Source organism: Methylobacterium variabile (assembly GCF_001043975.1).
In the GTDB taxonomy this organism is placed as follows: domain Bacteria; phylum Pseudomonadota; class Alphaproteobacteria; order Rhizobiales; family Beijerinckiaceae; genus Methylobacterium; species Methylobacterium variabile.
This window is the reverse complement of sequence record NZ_LABY01000187.1, coordinates 1-18072: the sequence shown is the minus strand read 5'-3', so window position 1 is coordinate 18072 and position 18072 is coordinate 1. Positions and strand designations below refer to the sequence as shown.

General features: G+C 73.5%; 21 protein-coding genes. 12 read left to right on the top strand and 9 right to left on the bottom strand.

Annotated elements, in window-relative coordinates; genetic code table 11:
* Positions 1–165: 165 nt before the first annotated feature.
* The 7 genes from VQ02_RS25365 (at position 166) to VQ02_RS25335 (ending at position 7460) form a co-directional block, all read left to right on the top strand.
* On the top strand, positions 166–1560 hold the full coding sequence (locus VQ02_RS25365) for an SNF2-related protein (protein WP_048447019.1): 1395 nt from the start codon (positions 166–168) through the stop codon (positions 1558–1560).
* Positions 1561–1669: 109 nt separating this feature from the next.
* On the top strand, positions 1670–2275 hold the full coding sequence (locus VQ02_RS25360) for a sulfite oxidase-like oxidoreductase (protein WP_048447018.1): 606 nt from the start codon (positions 1670–1672) through the stop codon (positions 2273–2275).
* Between the two features lie 3 nt (positions 2276–2278).
* On the top strand, positions 2279–2986 hold the full coding sequence (locus VQ02_RS25355; RefSeq protein WP_048447017.1) for a ferredoxin reductase: 708 nt from the start codon (positions 2279–2281) through the stop codon (positions 2984–2986).
* Positions 2987–2995: 9 nt separating this feature from the next.
* Positions 2996–3793, top strand: a complete 798-nt coding sequence (locus tag VQ02_RS25350; protein ID WP_048447016.1) for a shikimate dehydrogenase family protein — start codon at positions 2996–2998, stop codon at positions 3791–3793.
* A 59-nt stretch (positions 3794–3852) separates the two neighbouring features.
* Positions 3853–5253 carry an FAD-binding oxidoreductase gene (locus tag VQ02_RS25345; RefSeq protein WP_245239843.1) on the top strand — a complete coding sequence of 467 codons (1401 nt, stop codon included), beginning with the start codon at positions 3853–3855 and terminating at the stop codon, positions 5251–5253.
* Positions 5254–5338: 85 nt separating this feature from the next.
* Entirely contained in the window at positions 5339–6943 is a 1605-nt protein-coding gene (locus VQ02_RS25340; protein WP_048447014.1) for a GMC family oxidoreductase, read from the top strand.
* A gap of 40 nt (positions 6944–6983) precedes the next feature.
* Complete coding sequence (locus tag VQ02_RS25335) at positions 6984–7460, top strand: ureidoglycolate lyase (protein ID WP_048447013.1); 477 nt, start codon at positions 6984–6986, stop codon at positions 7458–7460.
* 48 nt (positions 7461–7508) lie between these two features.
* On the opposite strand, the gene VQ02_RS25330 is transcribed toward VQ02_RS25335, so the two are convergent.
* The 7 genes from VQ02_RS25330 to VQ02_RS25305 form a co-directional block, all read right to left on the bottom strand.
* Complete coding sequence (locus VQ02_RS25330) at positions 7509–8282, bottom strand: DUF4198 domain-containing protein (RefSeq protein ID WP_048447012.1); 774 nt, start codon at positions 8280–8282, stop codon at positions 7509–7511.
* 136 nt (positions 8283–8418) lie between these two features.
* Positions 8419–8541, bottom strand: coding sequence for a hypothetical protein (locus VQ02_RS39830; protein ID WP_280818967.1), 123 nt, complete (start codon positions 8539–8541; stop codon positions 8419–8421).
* A gap of 31 nt (positions 8542–8572) precedes the next feature.
* The gene (locus VQ02_RS25325; protein WP_048447011.1) at positions 8573–9862 is read right to left on the bottom strand and encodes a CCA tRNA nucleotidyltransferase; all 1290 of its coding nucleotides are present in this window, start codon (positions 9860–9862) and stop codon (positions 8573–8575) included.
* Entirely contained in the window at positions 9859–10116 is a 258-nt protein-coding gene (locus VQ02_RS25320) for a DUF6111 family protein (protein WP_048447010.1), read from the bottom strand. Before VQ02_RS25320 ends, VQ02_RS25325 begins: the two co-directional genes overlap by 4 nt.
* A gap of 4 nt (positions 10117–10120) precedes the next feature.
* Complete coding sequence (locus VQ02_RS25315) at positions 10121–10807, bottom strand: CoA pyrophosphatase (protein ID WP_048447009.1); 687 nt, start codon at positions 10805–10807, stop codon at positions 10121–10123.
* Positions 10804–11418 (bottom strand): DUF1285 domain-containing protein, encoded by a 615-nt coding sequence (locus VQ02_RS25310; RefSeq protein WP_048447008.1) that lies wholly within the window; start codon positions 11416–11418, stop codon positions 10804–10806. Before VQ02_RS25310 ends, VQ02_RS25315 begins: the two co-directional genes overlap by 4 nt.
* A gap of 45 nt (positions 11419–11463) precedes the next feature.
* Positions 11464–11889 carry a PaaI family thioesterase gene (locus tag VQ02_RS25305; protein ID WP_048447007.1) on the bottom strand — a complete coding sequence of 142 codons (426 nt, stop codon included), beginning with the start codon at positions 11887–11889 and terminating at the stop codon, positions 11464–11466.
* 211 nt (positions 11890–12100) lie between these two features.
* Between VQ02_RS25305 and VQ02_RS25300 the strand changes: the two genes are divergently transcribed.
* On the top strand, positions 12101–12484 hold the full coding sequence (locus VQ02_RS25300) for a PaaI family thioesterase (RefSeq protein WP_083469443.1): 384 nt from the start codon (positions 12101–12103) through the stop codon (positions 12482–12484).
* A 41-nt stretch (positions 12485–12525) separates the two neighbouring features.
* Here VQ02_RS25300 and VQ02_RS25295 read toward each other — a convergent pair whose 3' ends face one another.
* On the bottom strand, positions 12526–12882 hold the full coding sequence (locus VQ02_RS25295) for a c-type cytochrome (protein ID WP_048447006.1): 357 nt from the start codon (positions 12880–12882) through the stop codon (positions 12526–12528).
* 246 nt (positions 12883–13128) lie between these two features.
* On the opposite strand from VQ02_RS25295, the gene VQ02_RS25290 reads away from it, so the two are divergent.
* Positions 13129–14562, top strand: a complete 1434-nt coding sequence (locus tag VQ02_RS25290; protein WP_048447005.1) for an FAD-linked oxidase C-terminal domain-containing protein — start codon at positions 13129–13131, stop codon at positions 14560–14562.
* A complete protein-coding gene (locus VQ02_RS25285) occupies positions 14559–16343 on the top strand; it encodes an SWIM zinc finger family protein (RefSeq protein ID WP_048447004.1) in 1785 nt (594 codons plus the stop codon). The genes VQ02_RS25290 and VQ02_RS25285 overlap by 4 nt, the downstream gene beginning before the upstream one ends.
* Positions 16344–16346: 3 nt before the next feature.
* On the opposite strand, the gene VQ02_RS25280 is transcribed toward VQ02_RS25285, so the two are convergent.
* Positions 16347–17192, bottom strand: a complete 846-nt coding sequence (locus VQ02_RS25280) for a 23S rRNA (adenine(2030)-N(6))-methyltransferase RlmJ (RefSeq protein WP_048447003.1) — start codon at positions 17190–17192, stop codon at positions 16347–16349.
* A gap of 47 nt (positions 17193–17239) precedes the next feature.
* On the opposite strand from VQ02_RS25280, the gene VQ02_RS25275 reads away from it, so the two are divergent.
* Both VQ02_RS25275 and VQ02_RS25270 read left to right on the top strand, forming a co-directional pair.
* Complete coding sequence (locus VQ02_RS25275; RefSeq protein ID WP_245239842.1) at positions 17240–17554, top strand: nucleotidyltransferase family protein; 315 nt, start codon at positions 17240–17242, stop codon at positions 17552–17554.
* On the top strand, positions 17554–17904 hold the full coding sequence (locus tag VQ02_RS25270; protein WP_053080542.1) for a HepT-like ribonuclease domain-containing protein: 351 nt from the start codon (positions 17554–17556) through the stop codon (positions 17902–17904). The genes VQ02_RS25275 and VQ02_RS25270 overlap by 1 nt, the downstream gene beginning before the upstream one ends.
* Positions 17905–18072 lie beyond the last annotated feature (168 nt).

Below are 18072 nucleotides of genomic sequence, written 5' to 3'. Positions count from 1 at the left end.
GCGTGCCGGTGACAGGGACGTTGGGGCGCCTGACTGTGGAGCCGCAGCGGGGGGTCGCCGCGACCGGCAGGTTTCCGAGGCCCGTTCCAAACGGCGGCACCGTTTGACCCCCGGCCGGCCCCCGGTCATAGGGGGGAGAGGCCTTTAACCCCGACCGCCCCCCGCCTGGTCCCCCGCCCGCATCAGGTCGAGGCGATCGGCGCCATCCTGGCGGCGCGGCAGGAGGGGCGCCCGGGCTTCCTCCTCGGCGACATGACCGGGTTGGGAAAGACCCTCTCGGTGTGGGGCGCGGTGGCGGCGATGCCGGAGACCGCGGTGCTGATCGTCTGCCCGAAGGGCGCGATGCCGCAGTGGCGGCGCACCATCCGGGATTCGGGGCTGGGGCAGAAGGACGTGACGCTCCTCAACTACGAGCGCACCAAGTCCCTGCTCGCTCTGCCGGCGGCGAGCAGCCGCCGCTCGGTGCGGGCGAAGAACAACGAACTCGCCAAGCTCGGGCAGCCGAAGCGCATCTGGCCGATCGTGGTGTTCGACGAGGCCCACCGCCTGCGCAACCCGAACTCGCAGCAGGGCCAGGCCTGCCGGCGGATGGCCGAGGCCGCCGCGTTCACGATCTACGCCAGCGCCACGGCCGGCCAGGCGCCGCACGAGCTCTCCTATCTCGGCGCGCTGCTGGGCCACGCCGTCGGGCGCCCGGTCGAGACCACCGCCGACTTCCGCGCCCTGATGCAGCACCTGAAGATCGGACGGGCCAAGGGGCGCTGGCAGAACTGGTCCTGGGAGCCGAACGCCCGCGACCAGGCGGTGATGGCCGACCTGCTCTATCGCGGCCGCAGGGCGATCGGGCTGCGGCGGCGCCCGGCCGACATCGCCGGCTGGCCCGAGGTGCAGCGCGACCTGGCGCCGACCGCCCTCGCGCCCGCCGAGAAGCGCCTCTACGACGCGACCTGGCGCGAGTTCCGCCGGGAATGGGGCCTCGCCGGCGGCTCGAACCGGCGCGCCGCCGGCTGGGCGGCCGACCTGCGCTTCCGCCAGAAGGCGAGCCTGATCCGGGTCGCCGGTACCGTCGACCTCGCCGAGGACCTTCTGGAGGCCGGCGAGCAGGTCGCGGTCTCGGTGGCGTTCCTCGAGACCGGCGCGGCCCTGGTGGCGGCGCTCGCGGGCCGAGGCTGGCGCGCCGGCACCATCGACGGCACGCAGAGCCCTGAGACGAACGAGGCGGTGCGGGTCGCCTTCCAGCGCGGGGAGCTCGACGCGGTGGTGTTCACCGTCACCGAATCGATCTCGCTTCACCGCAACGAATTGCCCGGCGGCGAGCGCCCGCGCAGCCTGATCGTCCACGACATGCGCCACAGCGCGATCCAGCTCAGCCAGATCGAGGGCCGCTGCCACCGCGACGGCGAGCGCGCCGCGATCCTGTTCGCCTACGCGGAGGGCACCGTGGAGGAGCGGGTGGCCGCCACCGTGATCGCCCGCATGGCCGGGATGGACAGGATGGCCGGCGAGGATACCTCCCTCCTCGACGCCATCGCGCGGATCATCGATGGTGAGGCCGAATGACCCCCTCGGCCCCTGACGGCCGAGCAAGCCCGACTGGGCGTCGGCGCCGATGCGCCGGAGGTCCTGCCGTCGGCGCGTCGATGGCAGGACACCAGGATAGGAGGCAACCATGGTGACGCGAGGGTTCACGGGGCGGCGCCCGCCGCGGCCGGAGGCCGAGCGCCTGCCGCCCGGCCAGTACCTGACCGACGACTTCCCGGTGCTCCAGCTCGGGCCCACGCTGCGCATCGACCTTGCGCGCTGGCGGTTCACCCTGCGGGAGGGATCGAAGCCCCTGAAGAGCTGGACCTGGGCGGAGTTCGAGGCCCTGCCGCGCACCCGCTGGAAGGGCGACATCCACTGCGTGACCAAGTGGTCGAAGTTCGACACCGCCTGGGAGGGTGTGGCCTTCGACGACCTCCTGGCGGCGGCCGGGATCGCGGCACCGACCGCCTACCTGCTGGCCGAGGGCTACGACGACTACACCACCAACGTGCCGGTGGCCGACCTCACCGGGGGCAGGGGCATGGTGGCGACCCGCTACGCCGGCGAGCCGATCCCGCCCGACCACGGCGGTCCCGCCCGCCTGCTGGTGCCGCACCTCTACTTCTGGAAGAGCGCCAAGTGGGTGAAGGGCCTGCGGTTCACGCAAAAGGACGAGGCCGGGTTCTGGGAGCTGCGCGGCTACCACATGCATGGCGATCCCTGGCGCGAGCAGCGCTTCACCGGCGACTGAGCGGTGGCCCTGACCTGGCAGGAAGCGCGGATCACCGCCGCTGCGCCCGAGACGCCGCGGGTGCGGCGCCTCACCCTGGCGGTCGGCTGGTCCCGGCCGTTCCGGGCCGGCCAGCACGTCGACGTGCGCCTGACCGCGCCGGACGGCTACCAGGCCCAGCGCAGCTACTCCATTGCCTCTGCGCCGACGCGCCCGGAATCGATCGACCTGCTGATCGAGCGGCTCGACGACGGCGAGGTCTCCGGCTTCTTCTCCGACGTGGCCGAGCCCGGCGACGCGATCGAGCTGCGCGGGCCGATCGGCGGCGCCTTCGTGTGGGATCCGGGCGAGGGCGAGCCGCTGCTCCTCGTCGGCGGCGGCTCCGGGGTGGTGCCGCTGCTCAGCATGCTGCGCCACCGGGCGGAAGGAGCGCCGGATGTGCCGGCCCTGCTGCTCTACTCCGCCCGCACCAGCGACGAGGTGATCGCCCGCGAGGAGCTGATGCGCCGCGACGCCGAGGAGCCGGGCTTCCGGCTGATGCTCACCCTCACCCGGGCGCCGGGCGGCCGGCGGATCGACGCGGACACGATCGGCGAGGCCCTCGCCGCCCTCGGATCGCCCGCCCACACCTTCGTGTGCGGAGCGAACTCTTTCGTCTCCGCGATGTCCGACCTCCTGGTCGATGCCGGCGTGCCGGCGAAGAGCATCCGCACCGAGCGCTTCGGAGGATAGACGCCCATCATGCACGACATCACCGGCCGCACCCGCGTCTTCGCGATCCTCGCCGACCCGATCCACCAGGTGAAGGCGCCGCAAGGCCTCAACCGCATCATGGCCGAGCGCGGGGTCGACGGGGTGATGGTGCCGCTCCACGTCGCCGCCGCCGACCTCGCGACGGTCCTGGCGGGCCTGCGCGCGGTGCAGAGCTTCGGCGGCGCCATCATCACCGTGCCGCACAAGACCGCGATCGTGCCGCTCCTCGACCGCGTCAGCGACGCGGCGGGGCTCGTCGGGGCGGTCAACGCCGTGCGGCGCGAGCCCGACGGCCGCCTCGTCGGCGAGATCCTGGACGGGGCCGGCTTCGTCGCCGGCCTGCGGGCGGCGGGCCACGAGCCCCGGGGCCGCAGCGCCTACCTCGCCGGGGCGGGCGGGGCGGCGAACGCCATCGCGTTCGCGCTGGCCGAGGCCGGGGTGACGCGCCTCACGGTCCACAACCGCACGCCCGCGCGGGTGGAGGACCTGTTCGCGCGCCTGCGCCGGCTCTTCCCCGCCCTGCCGCTCGCGCCCGGCGGTCCGGACCCGGCGGGATACGACCTCGTGGTCAACGCCACGTCGCTGGGCCTGCGCCCCGACGATTCCCTGCCGCTCGATCCCGCCGGGCTCGAGCCCGACCAGCTCGTGGCCGAGATCATCATGCAGCCGGCCGAGACCCCGCTGCTGGCCGCCGCCGCGGCGAGGGGCTGCCGCACCCATCCGGGCCTGCCGATGCTCGAGGGGCAGCTCGCCCTGATGGCAGACTTCCTTGGCATGCGCCCTTGACCCGCGGCCCGACAAGCGCGAGGCCCCCGGGCATGATCCAGACAGTGCGGAACGCCGCCGTGACCCGATCCCCCACGACCCAGTCCCTGATCGACCGCCTCGGCCAGCGCCTCGGCCCCGCCGGCCTCATCACCGCCGAGGCCGACATGGAGCCCTTCGCGATCGACTGGCGGCGCCTGTTTCCGGGCCGGCCTGCCTGCGTGGTGCGTCCCGCCAGCACCGCGGAGGTCGCCGACGTGGTGCGGCTCTGCCGCGAGGCCGGTGCCGCCCTGGTGCCGCAGGGCGGCAATACCGGGCTCGCCGGCGGCGCGGTGCCGGATGCTTCCGGCGCGCAGGTGGTGCTGTCGCTCGCCCGCATGAGCGCGGTCCGCGGCCTCGACCCGGTCGGGATGACGCTCACCGCGGAGGCGGGCTGCGTCCTCAAGGTGGCGCAGGACGCCGCCGAGGCCGCCGGGCGGCTCCTGCCGGTGAGCTTCGCGGCGGAGGGCTCGGCCCTCGTCGGCGGCGTCGTCGCCACCAACGCGGGCGGGATCAACGTGGTGCGCTACGGCATGACCCGCGGCCTCGTCCTCGGCCTCGAGGTGGTGCTCGCCGACGGCAGCGTGGTCGACGGCCTGCGGGCGCTGCGCAAGGACAATGCCGGCTACGACTGGAAGCAGCTGTTCATCGGCACCGAGGGCACGCTCGGCATCGTCACGGCGGCCGTCCTGCGCCTCGTTGCCCGGCCGCGCCACACCGCCACGGCGCTCCTCGCCGTGCCCGACCCGGCGGCGGCCCTGCGCCTGTTCACCCTGGCGCAGGAGGAGATCGGCGACAGCATCCAGGCCTTCGAGCTGATCTCCGGCACCTCGCTGGGCCTCGTGGAGAAACACGCGGGGCTGAGGAGCCCGGTGGGCGCGGCGGGCTGGAGCGTGCTGATCGAGGCCGCCTCGTCGCTCTCCGGCCTTCGCGAGGCGATGGAGGGCGTGCTCGGCACCGCGCTCGAGCGCGAGGACGCCCTCGACGGGGTGCTGGCCGAATCCGGCCGCCAGGCCGCCGAACTCTGGGCCCTGCGGGAGCACGTGACCGAGTGCGAGGCCCGCGAAGGCAAGAGCGTGAAGCACGACGTCTCGGTGCCGATCACCGCGATCCCGGACTTCCTCGACGAGGCCGGCCGGGTCCTGGCGGCGGGCGCGCCGGGCACCCGCGTGAACGCCTTCGGCCACATGGGCGACGGCAACATCCACTACAATGTGCTGATCGGGCCGGACCATTCCTCGGAGGCGATCAACGCCCTCGTGCACGGGGTGGTGGACCGCTACGGCGGCAGCATCTCGGCCGAGCACGGCATCGGCCAGTATCGCGTCGCCGAACTCGCTCGCCACCGCCACCCGGACGAGATGGCGCTGGCGCGCCGGATCAAGGCGGCGCTGGATCCGGAGGGGTTGTTGAATCCCGGCAAGGTGCTGGCGCGGGGGTGAGGTGCCGCGGCCACCCCCCCCTTCGGCGGGCGAGGGTTTATGAAGCGGACCACATAACGACAAGAACCAACCCCGAGGGAGGACCATGGACGCGTTCGACTTCGTCATCGTCGGCGGGGGCACGGCGGGCTGCGTGCTCGCCAACCGCCTGAGCGAGGATGGCCGCCACAGCGTGCTGCTGCTCGAGGCGGGCGGGGAGGGGACCGGGTTCTGGGTCGGGATCCCGGCGGGATTCCCCAAGCTCCTCACCGGCGCCGCCTTCAACTGGCGCTTCGCCACCGAGCCGGAGCCGAACACGCACGAGCGCGCCATCGTGGTGCCCCGCGGCAAGGGGCTCGGCGGCTCGACGCTGATCAACGGCATGATCTTCGTGCGCGGCCAGCCGCAGGACTTCGACACCTGGGCCCAGAGCGGCAACCGCGGCTGGGCCTGGGCCGATGTGCTGCCCTACTTCCGCAAGCTCGAGCATTTCGAGGGCGGTGACCCGAGCTTGCGCGGCCGCGGGGGGCCGCTCCACGTCACCCGGGTCGGCGTGCGGAACCCCCTCGCCGACGCCTTCATCCGGGCCGGGGTCGAGGCCGGCTACCCCGCGAATCCCGACTACAACGGCGCCTCGCAGGAGGGCTTCGGCTACTACCAGGCCAACCAGCGCCGGGGCCGGCGCTGGAGCGCGCGGGATGCCTATCTCCAGCCGGCCCGCACGCGTCCGAACCTCACGGTGCGCACGAACGCCCACGTCCTGCGCCTCGACCTCGACGGAATGCGGGTGACCGGCGTCACCTATCGGCGCGACGGGCGCGACGGGCGCGAGGAGCGCGTGACGGCCCGGGCCGAGGTGATCCTCGCCGCCGGCGCCGTCCAGTCGCCCCACCTCCTCGAACTGTCGGGCATCGGCCGGCCGGAGGTGCTGTCCGCGGCCGGGATCCCGGTGCGGCACGCCCTGCCGGGGGTCGGCGAGAACTACCGCGATCACTACGCCACCCGGATGAACTGGCGCGTGAAGCTGCCGGTGACCCTCAACGAGATGACCCGCGGCTGGCGCCTCGGCCTCGCGGTCGGCCAGTACGCCCTGACGCGGCGGGGGATCCTGACCCTCGGCACCGGCCTCGCCCACGGCTTCGTGCGCACGCGGCCCGACCTCGCAGGTCCCGACGTGCAGTACTTCTTCATGCACGCGAGCTACGCCAACGCCGCCGACCGCACCCTCGACCGCGAGCCCGGCATGACGATCGGCGTGACGCAGCTGCGGCCGGACTCCCGCGGCACCATCCACGCGACCTCGGCCGATCCCCTCCGCCCCCCGGCGATCCGCCCGAACTTCCTGAGCGTCCGCACCGACCAGGAGGCCCTGATCGAGGGCATGCGCATCGCCCGCCGGGTGGTCGAGCAGCCCGCCATGGACCCCTACCGCGCCCACGAGCTCAATCCCGGCGAGGGCGTGCAGAGCGACGACGAGTGGCTCGATTTCGCCCGCCGCAACGGCCAGACCATCTACCACCCGGTCGGCACCTGCAGCATGGGCCAGGGCCCGGAGGCGGTGGTGGACGAGCGCCTGCGGGTGCGCGGCCTCGACGGGGTGCGGGTGATCGACGCCGCCGTGATGCCGACCGAGGTCTCGGCCAACACCCAGGCCGCCGTGATGATGATCGCCGAGAAGGGCGCGGACCTGGTGCGGGCGGACCGGCGCTGAGGCGCAGCACCGGACGCGACGCCTGAAGGAGACAGAAGAGATGCGCACCCTTCCGATCGAGCCGATCACCGCGGACGCCTTCGCGCCCTACGGCACGCTGCTGGTCGGCCCCGCGGCCGGCCCGCGCCAGGATCGGGCGGCCGATCTCGAGAACGGGCGGCCGGGCGCTCCCCTCAACCTCGCCCTCGTCAGGAGCGAGCCCTTCGCCCAGGCCATGCCCCTGCGGCGGCTCGAGCGGCACCCGCACTCGGCGCAAGGTTTCCTGCCGCTCGCGGTCGGCGACTACCTGGTGGTGGTGGCGCCCGATGCCGGTGGGCGGCCGGACGAGGCGGCCTTGCGCGCCTTCCGGGTGCCGGCCGGGACCGGCCTCGTCTACCGCAGCGGGGCCTGGCACGCCCACATGACGACGATGTCGGCGCCCGGCACCTTCGCGATGCTGGTGCACGAGGACGGCGGGCCTGAGGATTGCGTGTTCGCGCCGGTCGCCCCCGTCGCGGTGGTCCTGCCGGAGTCGTAACACCAGCGCGCTATCGCATCGACACGCCGATGCGACAGCGTCCGGCGCTCAGTTCACCGACGGCTCGTCGAGCCGGAACGCGAAGGTCGCGGTGTAGACGTCCTCGTCGGCGAGCGTCGGGGTGGCGGACGGGCTCACCGTCTGGGTCACCGTGAGCACCTGGCTGCCGGCCTTGCGGATCGGCACCGTGGCGATGCCGTCCTGGTCGGTGGCGTAGGCCGGGGTGCCGGCCCGCTCCGGCTCCATGCCGCTGTCGCCGTAATAGAGGTCGGCCCCCGGCAGGGGCGCGCCGCGAAAGAGCACCCGCACCCGGATCGCCCCCGCGGTCGGGCCCGGAACCTCGACCGGCACGATCTCCAGGGTGTGGCCGATCACCCGCAGCCACGGCGCGCCGGGGCCGAAGGCGGCCTTGGCGTACTTCACCGACCACTGGCCCGAGCGGGCGTCCGGCACCAGGCGCCGGCTGGCCTTGAGGCGGGTGCCGTCGCGCAGGGTCGTCCAGTAGCCGCCGTCATAGGTCGCGGCCACCAGCGTGCGGCCGGGCTTGCCGGCCAGCGGCGCCAGCAGGGCGGGGGGCACCTCCGGCGGGGCCGGCTTCAGGCTGCCGCGCAGGCTCGCGCTCCCGTCCTGCGTCAGGGCGACGAGCTCGACGAGCTGCGCCGGGTTCGGCGCCTCCCGCTTCGAGGCGTGGCCGTAATTGACCCGGATCTGGGGGACGGAATCGGCGGTGCTGAGCGTCAGCCACAGCTCGTGCGCGCTGCCGGGCTGCGAGGCCCCGAGGACGAGGGCGGCGGCCAGGGCGGTGCGGAGCAGGGGCAGCATCGGTGATCGAACTCCTCGGGCCGGCGCCGGGGGCCGGTAAAGGCCCTCGCGCGAGCGGATGCGAGGCACGCCGCGGGCCCGCGGCGGCAAGGCATCATAACTCATCCAGCGCGAAACCGCTCCCTGGAGGAGGCGGTCAGGTCGGCCGGGCCTGCTGACCTTGGCGCGTCCGGCGCGCGCATTCCACGACGTAGGAGAGGGCCACCGACCCGGCGATGGCCATCGCGACGGCACCCAACGCAATCGTGATCCGCGCCATCCCGCCCTCCTCCCGGGCGAACCCGGCGCTGTTAGTTCATGCAGCGAGGCGAACGGGCGGCATCCTCCCCGGTTCCCGCCGTGGCCGCGAGGGCCAGGGCGTGGAGGCGCTCCCGCGCCGCCGCGTCGGTCGGGCAGCCCTCGGCGAGCCAGGCCCGGCGCGCCGCCGCCAGGCCCCGGCCGAGGCCGCGGCCGGGCCGGGCGCCGGCCGCCACCAGGGCGGCCCCGGTGACCGGCAGGGCCGGCACCGGCTCGGCACCGGCGGCGAATCGAGCGAGCAGGGCGGCGGCCTCGGGGGCGAGGACCGGCCGCGGCTCCCCGGCGAGCACCAGCGCCGCGTCCGCCGCGGCCTCCGCCCCGTGAACCGCCACGAGGCGCCGCACGTCCGCGGGCGAGAGGGTGTCGCGCGTCCCGTGCAGGGCGGCCTCGGCCCCCGCATAGGCCGCGAGCCGCGCGTGCTCGGCCTTCGACAGGCGTAAGCTCTCGCGCAGGCGCTCGGCATCGCCCTCCGAGCGCACCGCCAGGGCGGCGAGGCGGCGGATCGCGTCCGGCTCCGTCTCGCTCGCGGCGAGGCGGGCGAGGCGGCCGAGGTCGCCGACCCCGCCGGTCAGGCGCTGGAGCAGGCCCGTCTCGGACAGCACGGCGGTGACGCCGGGCGCTCCCGGGGCGGCGAGGAGCTTCAGGATCTCCACCCGCACCCGCTCGCGCGAGAGGAGCGCGAGCCCGTCCCGGGCCTCGATCGCGGCGGCCAGGCCCTCCGGGTCGGGGGCGCCGGCGCCGTAGCGGGCGTGGAAGCGGAAGAAGCGCAGCACCCGCAGGTAATCCTCGCGGATGCGCTGGCGCGCCTCGCCGATGAAGCGCACCCGGCCCGCCGCGAGGTCGGCCAGGCCCTCGACCGTGTCGTGGATCCGGCCGTCCGGCCCGGCCGAGAGGGCGTTGATGGTGAAGTCGCGCCGGCCGGCATCCCGGGCGAAGTCGCGGCCGAAGCGCACCACCGCGTGGCGCCCGTCGGTCTCGACGTCCTCGCGCAGGGTCGTGACCTCGAAGGGCTCGCCCTCAATAACCACCGTCACGGTGCCGTGGGCGATGCCGGTCGGCACGCATTTCAGGCCCGCCGCGCTCGCGCGCCGCACCGTCTCCTCCGGGAGCAGCGTGGTGGCGAGGTCGATGTCGGCCACCGGGCGGCCGAGCAGCGCGTCGCGCACCGCGCCGCCGACGAGGCGGGTCTCCTCGCCCGGGCCCGCGAGGGCGGCGAGCACGCGGGCCAGGCGCGGCCGCGCCAGCACCGCCCGCAAGGAGGCCTCGTCGAGGGTGCGGCTCACCGGAACTGCCCAGGCACCACCCGGCCGTTCTCGATGTGGGTCGGCACGAAGCCGTCCCGGTGGCGCTCGGCGGTGAGGGCTACCACCACGAACGACGCGATGACGAGGGCCGCGCCCGCGATCGCGAGCCGCACGGCCTGCGGGCTCCAGTGCGACCAGAGCAGCGGGTTGCGCTGGCGCACCAGCAGCCAGGCGGCGAAGACCCCGAAGGGCAGCAGGAACAGCAGGACGTCGTCGATCAGCGCGCGGGCCATGAATTCACTCGGGTGATCGTTCGCCCGCACCGCGGAGCCGGTCGTAGAGGTTGCGCACGATGCCGGCGGTCACGCCCCAGATGTAGCGCTCGCCGAAGGGGATCGCGTAGTAGCGCCGCTGGCGCCCGCGCCATTCCCGGCTGTGCAGGGCATGGTTGGCGACGTCCATGAGGAAGTCGAGCGGCACCTCGAACGCCTCCGCCACCTCGTGAGGGTTGAGGCGCAAGGGGGCATCCGGCGCCACCAGCCCGACCACCGGCGTCACCAGGAAGCCGGTGCCCGACAGGTAGGGATCGAGGTAGCCGAGCGGCGTCACCGCCGCCGGGTCGAGGCCGACCTCTTCTTCCGCCTCCCGCAGGGCCGCCGCCAGGGGCGAGGGGTCGGCGGGGTCGATCTTGCCGCCCGGAAAGGCGATCTGGCCGGAATGGTCGCGCAGGTGCGCCGCCCGCAGGGTGAACAGCACCGCGACGCCGTCGTCCCGCGGCACCACCGGCACCAGCACGGCGGCGAGCCGCGGCGGGCGCGAGAGCGCCGCCTCCAGCACGTCGGGCTCGAGGTCGTGGTCGCCGCGCGGGTTGGAGGTCTGGTCGAGGGGGCCGGGCGGCTCGGGCCGCAGGCGGGCGCGGGCGCGGTCCAGGAAGGCCTCGAGCGCCGGAGAGCCTTGGACTTGCGGCGTGGCGAGGTCGGTCACGACAGCTCGGCCGGATCAAGCTCGGCCGACGTGGCGATGCGGTGGAAGCGTCCGCCGGCGCCCAGGCCGAACCAGCGCTCGCCCGCCTCGTCGCGCTCCTCGCACAGCTCCAGGAGGTCGTAGACGAGGGCGCGGGTGAGCCGGGCCGACAGGCCGTGGCGCACGGCGATGTAGGGCTTCAGCCCCCCATCCGGGTCGCGCTCGAAGCGCAAGGGGTGGGCGTCGTCGAGCGGCACGACGTCGTCGAGGTTGGTGCGGAACGCGATGGCACGCCCGTCGCCCTCGCCCTCCACTGCCATCTCGACCGCCAGGAAGGCCGCGTCCTCGACCTCGATCCCGACCCGCTCCACCGGCGTCACCAGCACCGTGCGCCCGTCGGGGTCCTGCCGCAGGATCGAGGCGAACAGCTTGACCAGGGCCGGCCGGCCGATCGGGCTGCCGTTGTAGTGCCACGTCCCGTCCGCGGCGATGCGCATCGGGATCTCGCCGCAATAGTCCGGGTTCCAGCGCTCGACCGGCGGTGGCCCGCGCCGCGTGCCGTCCGCGCCCAGCGCGGCGCTCAGTCGTTCGAGGACCCCGCCGGGCGGGGCGCCGTTCGGATCATGCGTCATCCTCTCTACATAGTGGATCGGGACGGCTTGTGTACGGGCCCGCCTTCAGGCTCCGTCGGGCCGGCGGCGCAGGATCTTCCACACGCCGGTGGCGGTCGCCACGATCCGCGCGCCGCATCGCGCGTCGCCGCGCATGAACACGAGGCTGCCCGTGCGCCGCACGACCTCGGGCGTCATGGTGATCATCTCGCCGATCCGGCCGGCGGAGACGAACTGCATCTCGAACTGCACCGTGACGCAGTTCGCGCCGTCCGCCGCCCGCATGGCGCAGATGCCGAGCGCGCGGTCGGCGAAGGTCATCATCATGCCGCCCTGCACCACGCCGATCAGGTTGGCGTGCTTGGGCTCGGCCCGGAACGCGAAGGCGGGCAGGCCGCCCTCCTCGCGCATCAGGACCGGGCCGACCAGGGTGATGAAGCCCGGATCGTCGAAGGGCTGCCAGCCGGCCGGATCGGGATCGGGGACGGTCATGGGTCGGGGGCCTCGCGGGAGGGAAAGCGGGCTGGACAGCGTGGCCGCTGCCGTGCCTCAGATCGTCTACAAGAAAATCTCGAAGGGAGGACCCTCGCCCGTGCCGGACGTCGACCCCGAGGCGCTGCGCGCCAGCCCGGATCCCGAGGCGCCGCACGCCGGCCCGGATCCCGAGGCGCGCGTGCGCGCCAGCTTCGCCAAGCAGGGCCTGATGCGGACCCTCGGTGCCACGCTCGGCGACGTGGCGTCCGGCGCGGTCGAGATCGCGCTGCGGCCCAATCCCGCCGTGTCGCAGCAGCACGGCTTCGTCCATGCCGGGGCGGTGAGCGCGATCGCCGACAGCGCGGCGGGCTACGCGGCGCTGACCCTGATGCCGCCCGGCGCCGGGGTGCTGACGGCGGAGTTCAAGATCAACCTGCTCGCGCCGGCGGCCGGCGAGCGCATCCTGGCGCGGGGGCGGGTGGTGAAGTCCGGGCGGACCCTGACGCTCGCGCAGGCCGAGGTCTTCGCCGAGAGCGGCGGGCGCGAGAAGCTCGTCGCGCTCCTTACCGCCACCCTGATGGCCGTCCAGGGCCGGGACGGCATCGGCGATTAGGCACGGCGCCCCGGCGGATACCGCCGGGGCCGGACTCGCCCTTACTTCTGAGTCTCGAGGTAGGCGATCAGGTCCGAGACCTTCTTGTCGTCCTTCTGGCCGGCGAAGATCATCTTGGTGCCCGGCACCTTGGCCTTCGGGTCGTGGATGTAGTCCCGGAAGGTCGCCTCGTCCCAGGTCAGGCCGGAATTCTTCATCGCCGCCGAGTAGTTGTAGCCCTCGTGTGTGCCGGCCTTGCGGCCGATGACGCCCTTGAGGTCCGGGCCGACGCCGTTCTTGCCGAAGGCGTGGCAGGCCTTGCAGACGGCAAACACCTTCTCGCCGGCGGCCGCGTCCTGGGCCTGGGCGGCGAAGGGCGCGAGCACCGCCAGGGCGGCACCGAGGATGATCTGACGCATGAGGTTCCCTCCTTGGGCGTCGTACGCGGACGCCGGGCTTATGGCCCAGCTTCAGATTGGTACAGTTAAAAACGCGGCCGGTCCGCGCCGGGTCCCATGCGGCGAAAAGAAGCTCTGCCGCGTCGAGGCGCAATCGGACCAAGGTGCGGGGGGACGTCCAGGGATGGGCGGGGTTCCTCGCTTCCGGTACGATGGCGCACCAAGGACCGACGAAGAAACCTCGAAGACCACCCGAGAGGACACGCCATGACGATCGCCTTCCCGCCGCCGGACCCCGCGGTCCTCGCCCGCCGCGACGCGATCCTGGACGGCCTGCGCGGCTTGGTGGCGCCCGAGGCCCTGGTGACCAGCGAGGACGAGCGCCGCGCCTTCGAGACCGACGGGCTGACCGCCTACCGCAAGATGCCGCTCGCCGTGGTGCTGCCCTCGACCACCGCCGAGGTCTCGGCCGTGATGCGCTACTGCCACGAGAACGGCGTGCGGGTGGTGCCCCGCGGCGCCGGCACCTCGCTCGCCGGCGGCGCCATCGCGCAGGAGGACGCGGTGATCCTCGGCGTCGCCAAGATGAACCGGGTGCTCGACGTCGATTTCTCGAACCGCACCGCCCGGGTCCAGGCCGGCATCACCAACCTCGCCATCAGCGCGGCGGTGGCGCACGAGGGCTTCTTCTACGCCCCCGACCCGTCGAGCCAGCTCGCCTGCACCATCGCGGGCAACATCGCGATGAACTCGGGCGGCGCCCACTGCCTGAAGTACGGCGTCACCACCAACAACCTGATGGGCGTGACCCTGGTGATGGTCGACGGCACGGTGGTGGAGATCGGCGGCGACCACCTCGATTCCGCCGGCTACGACCTGCTCGGCCTCGTCTGCGGCTCGGAAGGGCAGCTCGGCGTGGTCACCGAGGCGAGCGTACGGATCCTGCGCGCCGCGGAAGGGGCGCGGCCGGCGCTGATGGGATTCGGCACGGTCGAGGATGCGGGCGCCTGCACGGCGGCGATCATCGGCGCAGGCATCATCCCGGTGGCGATCGAGTACATGGACCGCGAGGCGATCACGATCTGCGAGGCCTTCGCGCATGCGGGCTACCCGCTCGATGCCGAGGCGATGCTGATCATCGAGGTCGAAGGCTGCAAGGAGGAGTGCGATGCGATGCTGGCCCGCATCGTCGAGATCGCAAAACCCTTCAACCCGACGAGCCTCAAGGTGTCGCAATCGGAGGCCGAGAGCGCCGCGATCTGGAAGGGGCGCAAGTCAGCCTTCGGCGCGACGGGCCGCATCTCCGACTACATCTGCATGGACGGCACCATCCCGACCGGGCAGCTGCCGCGCGTGCTCGAGCGCATCGGCGAGATCACCCGATCCTACGGCCTGCGCTGCGCCAACGTCTTCCACGCCGGCGACGGCAACCTGCACCCCCTGATCCTGTTCGACATCAACACGCCCGGCGAGATGGAGAAGGCCGAGGCCGCCGGCGAGGAGATGCTGAAGCTCTGCGTCGAGGTCGGCGGCTGCCTCACCGGCGAGCACGGCGTCGGCATCGAGAAGCGCGACCTGATGACCTACCAGTACAACCCGGAGGATCTCGCCCAGCAGATGCGGGTGCGGGCGGTGTTCGACCCCGCCTGGCTGATGAACCCGGCCAAGGTCTTTCCGCTCGAGGGTCGGATCGCGGCGTGAGCCGGGGGCGCAGGGGGACGGTCACGTCCGGGAGCCTTCCGGACGAGGCCGCCATCCGGACCCTCGCCGACCCGAAGGTGTTCGAGCGCGCCCGCGAGATCGCGCGCTCCGGCGCCGTCTCCGACCTCGTGCGGCGCGGCGACGACCTCGACGCCGCCGTGCAGGGCAGCGAGCCGGCGCCCTACCGGGTCGCGATCCGGCTGGACCCGAACGGGGACGTGGCGGAATTCCGCTGCACCTGCCCCTACGAGTGGGGCGGCGCCTGCAAGCACGTCGTCGCCACCCTGCTGCGCGCCGTCGAGCCCGGGGCCGTGACCGAGCGGCCGCCCCTGCGCGAGCTGCTCGACGGGCTGTCCCGCGAGGCCCTGACGGACCTGCTGCTGCGCCGGGCTGGGACCGACCCCGATCTTCCCGGCTGGATCGAGGTCGAGCTCGCCACCGCGCCCGGCCGCCGTACGGTCGATCCGGCGCCCCTGGCCGCCCAAACCCGGACCGTCCTCGCCCGCAGGGTGCGGAACTACTGGGACGATTACGAGGCCACCGGCCCGGCCGGCGAGCTGCACGCCCTGGTCGAGAAGGCGGTGCCGTTCCTGGAGGCCGGGGACGGACGCAATGCCCTGCGGGTCCTGGTGGCTGTGGCCGAGCCGTTCATCGAGGATTGGCTCGCCGAGATGGTCGAGACCGACGAGGAGATGTACCTCCTGTTCGAGGATCTCGGGCGGATGATGGCCGAGGCGGTGCTGCTCGCCGACCTGTCGGAGGACGAGCGCGACGCCCTGTTCGAGACGGTCGAGGGCTGGCAGGCCGACCTCAGCGACTACGCGCCGGAGGAGTTCTCCCTCGTCACCGCGGCGCTCGCCGCCGGCTGGGACGCGCCCGCGCTCCGGGCGGTGCTCGCGGGCGAGGCCGGGGCGTCCCTGCCGGAGACCGAGAAGGCGCCGGGTCTGGTCGCTGCGCGCCTGCGGGCGCTCGCGGGAAGCGGCCGCACCGAGGAGTACCTCAACCTCGCCCGGGCCGCCGGGGACGGGGCGGCCTTCGCCGGCATGCTGGTGCGCCTCGGCCGGGCCGACGAGGCCGTCGCCTACGCGGCCGAGCACGTCACGAGCCCGCTCCGGGCACTCGACCTCGCGCGGCGCCTGCGCGGGGCCGGGCACCCCGATCAGGCCCTCGCTCTGGCGCGGAACGGCCTCGGCCTGCGCGGCACCACCGCGGAGAACGACGTCCTCGGTCACGGCCCGGTCGCGCCGCTGGCGCACTGGCTGCGGGACGAGGCGAACGCCCTCGGCCGGCCCGACCTCGCCCGGGAGGCGGCCCGCGCCGCCTTCGCCCACACCCTCTCCCTGGCCGATTACATCGCGGTCCGGACTCTGGCCGGGACGGAGTGGGACCCGGTGCGCGACGACCTCCTGGCAATCCTCGACGGCGCCGATCGCGCTCCCGACCGGATCGCGATCCTGCTCGAGGAGGGGCTGGTCGGCGATGCCATGGCGGCGTCCGGCCGTGGGGACTTCACCGACGAGGCGGTGCTGCTGCGCCTGGCCGAGGCGGCCCTGGAGCGCGACCCCGCCTGGGCCGCCCGCTTCGCGGAAGGGAGGGCCGAACCTCTCCTGACCGGCGGCTCGACGCCCGCCTACGAGCGGGCCGCCGCCTGGCTCGCCCACGCCCGGCGGGGCTACCTGGCGCAGGGCAGGCGGACGGAGTGGGCCGCGCGGATCGAGGCCCTGATCGCCGCGCATAAGCGGCGCTACAAGCTCAAGCCGCTGCTGGAGGCCTTGCGCTGACGCTCAGGCCGGCGGCCCGAGCGGCGCGCAGCGGAAGGCGCCGTAGCCGCCCTGCGCCAGGCGCTCGGCGAGCGCCGGCAGGACGCGGTCGGCCTCCTCGCGCAGGGTCCAGGGCGGGTTGACCACGATCAGACCGCTGCCGCTGAGCCGCGTCGGGTCGGGTCGGTGGATCAGGAGGTCGAGGCGCAGGGCCGGGCGGGGGAGGGCGGCGTCGAGGCTCGCCGCGAGGCGGTCGATCGCCGCGACGTCCTTGATCGGGTACCAGGCGAGGTAGGTGCCGGTCGCCCACTTGCCCACCGCCTTCAGGAGCTCGCGGCCGAGGCGCTCGATCTCGCCCGGCACCTCGTAGGGCGGGTCGATCAGCACCAGGCCGCGGCGCTCCTTCGGGGGGATCAGGGCGGGGAGCGCCGTCCAGCCGTCGAGGGCCAGCACCTTGGTGCGCGGGTCCTGGTTGTAGCGCGCGTGCAGCACGGCGCCGTCGGCCGGATGCAGTTCCACGAACACGCCCTGGTCGCCGGGGCGCAGGAACTCGCGGATCAGCGCCGGCGAGCCCGGGTAGGTCGTCTCGCCGTGGCGCGCCCGCACGGCCGCCACCGCCTCGCGGTAGGGCGCGAGCAGGACCTCGACCTCGTCCGGGAAGGGGGCGTCGAGGCGGCCGATGCCGTCGTGCCACTCGCCAGTGCGCCCGGCCTCGTCGGCGGTCAGGTCGTAGAAGCCGAGGCCCGCATGGGTGTCGATCGCCCGGAACGGCGTCGCCTTGCGCTGGAGATGCGCCAGCACCCGGGTCAGCACCCAGTGCTTGAGCACGTCGGCGTGGTTGCCGGCGTGGAAGGCGTGGCGGTAATTCACGGATCCTGAGCCCTCGTCTCGCCGTCCCGCGTGAGAATCGGCGCGCGATGCCCTATCATCATCGCATGCGCCGCGACGAGGTCATCGCCCGCCTGAAGTCTGCCGAGCCCGCCCTGCGGGCGAGCGGCGTCGCCGCGCTCTACTTGTTCGGCTCCCACGCCCGGGACGAGGCCCGGGACGATTCGGACATCGACGTGTTCGTCGATCCGGAGCCCGGTGTGACGTTCGGCTTCCTGCCCTTCATGGCGGCCTGCGAGGCGATCGAGGCTGCCGTGGGAGGCCGTGTGGATTACGGCACGCGCAGCGGCCTGCACCCGCTCCTCCGCCCGCAGATCGAGCGAGACGCGGTCAAAGTGTTCTGATGGCTGGCCACTCGCCCCGCATCTGGTTGCTCGACATCCGAGGCGAGATCGCCGGCATTCGTGACCTGACCAAGAACGCTAACTTCGAAGTGTTCGCGGGAAGCTGGGCCATGACGCGAGCCGTGCAGCACGCGCTGTTGATCATCGCGGAAGCCGCCAAGCACGTCCCGCCTGATCTGAAGGCTTCGGCGCCGTCGGTGCCATGGCGGCAGATCCATGGACTCGGCAACATGCTCCGCCACGAGTATCGCCGGATCGACCCGGTCGTATTGTGGTCCGTGATCACCGAACATCTGGCGCCTCTCGACGCCGCGGCCGTGGCTCTTCTCAATCAACTGCCAGACGAGTGATGCCGCCGCGCCTTCGAACGGACTCGTTCGGAGGCGCAAGGCAAGCCCGAACGGGCGCCGGTACTGATGCGCCGGACGCCTTGGCATCGACGTGTCGATGCCAAGGCGCGAGGGTATGTTGGTGATCTTGATCGCCGGGTTCACCGCCGGGCCAGCGGTGTCCTTGTA

What these genes read in the sequence shown, in the direction of transcription:
- VQ02_RS25360 (WP_048447018.1), top strand. Translation starts at nt 1,670, where the DNA reads ATGGTGACGCGAGGGTTCACGGGGCGGCGCCCGCCGCGGCCGGAGGCC.
- VQ02_RS25350 (WP_048447016.1), top strand. Translation starts at nt 2,996, where the DNA reads ATGCACGACATCACCGGCCGCACCCGCGTCTTCGCGATCCTCGCCGAC.
- VQ02_RS25340 (WP_048447014.1), top strand. Translation starts at nt 5,339, where the DNA reads ATGGACGCGTTCGACTTCGTCATCGTCGGCGGGGGCACGGCGGGCTGC.
- VQ02_RS25335 (WP_048447013.1), top strand. Translation starts at nt 6,984, where the DNA reads ATGCGCACCCTTCCGATCGAGCCGATCACCGCGGACGCCTTCGCGCCC.
- VQ02_RS25330 (WP_048447012.1), bottom strand. Translation starts at nt 8,282, where the DNA reads ATGCTGCCCCTGCTCCGCACCGCCCTGGCCGCCGCCCTCGTCCTCGGG.
- VQ02_RS39830 (WP_280818967.1), bottom strand. Translation starts at nt 8,541, where the DNA reads ATGGCGCGGATCACGATTGCGTTGGGTGCCGTCGCGATGGCCATCGCC.
- VQ02_RS25320 (WP_048447010.1), bottom strand. Translation starts at nt 10,116, where the DNA reads ATGGCCCGCGCGCTGATCGACGACGTCCTGCTGTTCCTGCTGCCCTTC.
- VQ02_RS25310 (WP_048447008.1), bottom strand. Translation starts at nt 11,418, where the DNA reads ATGACGCATGATCCGAACGGCGCCCCGCCCGGCGGGGTCCTCGAACGA.
- VQ02_RS25305 (WP_048447007.1), bottom strand. Translation starts at nt 11,889, where the DNA reads ATGACCGTCCCCGATCCCGATCCGGCCGGCTGGCAGCCCTTCGACGAT.
- VQ02_RS25300 (WP_083469443.1), top strand. Translation starts at nt 12,101, where the DNA reads ATGCGGACCCTCGGTGCCACGCTCGGCGACGTGGCGTCCGGCGCGGTC.
- VQ02_RS25295 (WP_048447006.1), bottom strand. Translation starts at nt 12,882, where the DNA reads ATGCGTCAGATCATCCTCGGTGCCGCCCTGGCGGTGCTCGCGCCCTTC.
- VQ02_RS25290 (WP_048447005.1), top strand. Translation starts at nt 13,129, where the DNA reads ATGACGATCGCCTTCCCGCCGCCGGACCCCGCGGTCCTCGCCCGCCGC.
- VQ02_RS25275 (WP_245239842.1), top strand. Translation starts at nt 17,240, where the DNA reads ATGCCCTATCATCATCGCATGCGCCGCGACGAGGTCATCGCCCGCCTG.
- VQ02_RS25270 (WP_053080542.1), top strand. Translation starts at nt 17,554, where the DNA reads ATGGCTGGCCACTCGCCCCGCATCTGGTTGCTCGACATCCGAGGCGAG.